Below are 3,033 nucleotides of genomic sequence, written 5' to 3'. Positions count from 1 at the left end.
ACATGAAGTAAAAGGGAGTGAAGGAGAGACATTGGGTGTTGTCTCCGCCATCTTTGATGTGAACTTTTTATGGGAACGTTTGGCTCACTTTGGTAAGCAACAAAAAAGTCATGGATTAGATGGGTATGCTTTTTTAGWGAATGATCAAGGAAATCTCATTGCACATCCAAATGAGAACTTAATCCTTTCATATAACTATTTGGAGCAAAATGAATTAACAAGTGWGGCCTTATTAGGCTTGGTCCAAAACCGAAACTTATTTCATAGTAAGAGCAACGATATGATTCAAACCTTTGCAAGAGTCGCTAAAGCTCAAGGATTTGATAACGAATGGTATGTTGGGGTCTCTGTTCCACAGGATCGTATTAGTTCTCCAGTAAATGAACTCATTATTAAATACTTGATCTTATTTGGTTGCGTGCTTCTTATTACTTCCTTTGCTGTATTAAAGTTGTCATCTTATATCGTAAAGCCACTGCAACGACTTGTTTTTGCAACGAGTGACTTTGCATTTGGGAAAAAAGTCTATCCACTTGCACCTGATGCTTATCATGAGGTTGATACGTTAACTAGAACATTTAATATGATGACAAGGCGCTTAGTGGAAAGAGAGAAAAGTCACCGTAAGTCTACGCTTATATTAGAAACAACGGACAATGGTGTGCTTGCTTTTCAACAAAGTAGTCAGCGAGTTACGACGTTTAATAGACAGTGTGAGCAGTTGTTTGCGCTTGAAAAAGAGCAAGTCATTGGGTCAACACTTGATCAAGTAATTGAGACGAATAAGGCATTCGAGCAATTTATTGAAAACTCAAAGCTAGCTGATGTGCTGCATAATAAAGATTTTAATAAGAAGTATGAGTTTGAGTTTTATTTTAATGGTCAAAAACGAATCTTCTTTGCAAGTGTCTCAACCTTGCCAAAGCTTAATAACAAAGAAGAGTTAGAAGATGTTTTATTGATTTTCATAGATATTACAGATAAACGCAAAATGGAGCAAGAGCTTGTACGCTCAGAAAAGCTCCAATTAGTTGGTCAACTAGCAGSAGGTTTCGCTCATGAAATTCGTAACCCGCTGACAACCATTCGTGGATTCATGCAAATTTTCCATCAATCTGATGCGACAAAGGGTGAGCATAAGGTTCATTACGATGTGATCATTAAAGAGATTGACCGAGTGAATTCGATTATTGGTGAACTACTGCAGATGGCTAATCCAAAATCGGTCTCCACCAAATCGGAAACGAATATTGGTGAGCTTTTAACTGATATTTTTACGTTGTATAAACCAGAAGCAACGGAGAAAGAGATCGCAATGAAGTTGCATCTAGAACCAATGCCAACGGTGTATCTCGATCGGAGTAAGCTTCATCAAGTTGTCATGAATCTTGTCAAAAATGGACTTGAAGCGATGGATGGAAGTGGAAAGTTAATTCTAAATGCTACTGAGAATAGTGAAAGAGAAACGATTGAAATCTCCATTGAAGATACGGGTGTCGGAATGGATGAGAAAACAGTTGAAATGCTTGGAACACCTTTCTTTACAACAAAAGAAACAGGGACAGGCTTAGGGTTGATGACCTCCTTCCGTATTGTTGAAGAACTGGGTGGAGAGATATCTGTGAGTAGTATTGAGGGAGTTGGTACAACATTCACGATTCAATTACCCTTACATGAAGTAAAAATGTATCAATAAAAAGTCTGGCTGCATCATGCAGCCAGACTTTTAACGTTGATCGAGTTTTGTGTAAATATCAGCTAATGCTTGTTCGAACTTGCCCGTTCGTTTTGGTTCGAAATAGCGGGCCTTTTTTATTTTGTCGGGTAAGTATTGCTGTTTTACCCAGCCATGCTCAAAATTATGTGGGTATTGATATTCTACGCCTCTACCTAGTTGATGTGCCCCTTTGTAGTGGGCATCTTTCAAGTGCTTAGGAACATCACCAACGGCTCCTWGGCGAATATCAGCAAGTGCGGCATCGATTGCCGTATATGCAGAATTCGATTTGGGAGAAAGACATAGCTCAACGACAGCATTGGCAAGTGGAATCCTGGCCTCTGGCATCCCGAGTCGTTCGGCAGCCTCTATTGCCGCAAGCGTTCTTGCACCAGCTTGAGGATTAGCGAGGCCGATATCTTCATAGGAGATGACAAGAAGCCGTCTCGCGATACTTGTGAGGTCTCCTGCTTCAAGCAACCTTGCTAAATAATGAAGTCCAGCATTCACATCACTTCCCCGAATCGATTTCTGGAAAGCTGATAACACATCATAATGGGCATCGCCATCTTTATCGTGATGAAAACTTTTCTTTTGGATACACGATTCAGCGGTTTTGAGAGGGATTTTTTTAACACTCTCCTCGTTTGCAAATGTAGATTTAACAGCTAACTCTAATGCATTTAGGGCAGAGCGTACATCTCCCCCACACATATGAGCGAGGTGAGTGAGTGCCTCATCTGTGATCTCAATTTTTTCTTTGCCAAACCCTACTTCCTGATCGTCTATTGCTCGTGTTAAGGCAACTTTTATGTCCTCAGGCGTTAAAGGCTCGAGCTCAAATATTTGACAGCGACTACGAATCGCTGGATTAATAGAATGATAAGGATTAGAGGTAGTGGCTCCAATTAAGATGATCAAGCCTTTTTCTAGATGAGGCAGAAGGAAATCTTGTTTTGCTTTATCGAGCCTGTGAACCTCATCTAAGATCACAATCAGCTGACCGTGCATTTTTGCTTCAGCAACAGCTACTTCCATATCTTTTTTATTATGAACAACTGCATTTAGCAATTTAAAAGGAGTATCTGTACTCCCTGCAATGGCTGTAGCAATTGATGTCTTGCCGATACCAGGCGGCCCGTATAAGATCATGGATGAAAGTTGACCAACGTCTACCATTCGACGAAGGAGCATTCCTTCCCCAACGAGATGCGTTTGACCGATTATATCTTCCATTTTTTTAGGGCGCATTCGATATGCAAGAGGTTCTTTTTTCATCTAATCATCTCCATTGCACGCTACATTTCTTTCTAGTG

At 40.4% G+C, this 3,033-nt stretch carries 2 protein-coding genes; one reads left to right on the top strand and one right to left on the bottom strand.

The window, feature by feature from the left end:
- A partial coding sequence (locus AB685_RS29530; RefSeq protein ID WP_047974182.1) for an ATP-binding protein occupies positions 1–1,696 on the top strand: 1,696 nt, incomplete at its 5' end.
- Between the two features lie 30 nt (positions 1,697–1,726).
- On the opposite strand, the gene AB685_RS29525 is transcribed toward AB685_RS29530, so the two are convergent.
- Positions 1,727–2,995 carry a replication-associated recombination protein A gene (locus AB685_RS29525; protein WP_047974181.1) on the bottom strand — a complete coding sequence of 423 codons (1,269 nt, stop codon included), beginning with the start codon at positions 2,993–2,995 and terminating at the stop codon, positions 1,727–1,729.
- Positions 2,996–3,033 lie beyond the last annotated feature (38 nt).

The organism is Bacillus sp. LL01, from assembly GCF_001037965.1.
Note: the sequence above shows the minus strand (reverse complement) of the source record. Positions and strands in the feature narration are given on the sequence as shown.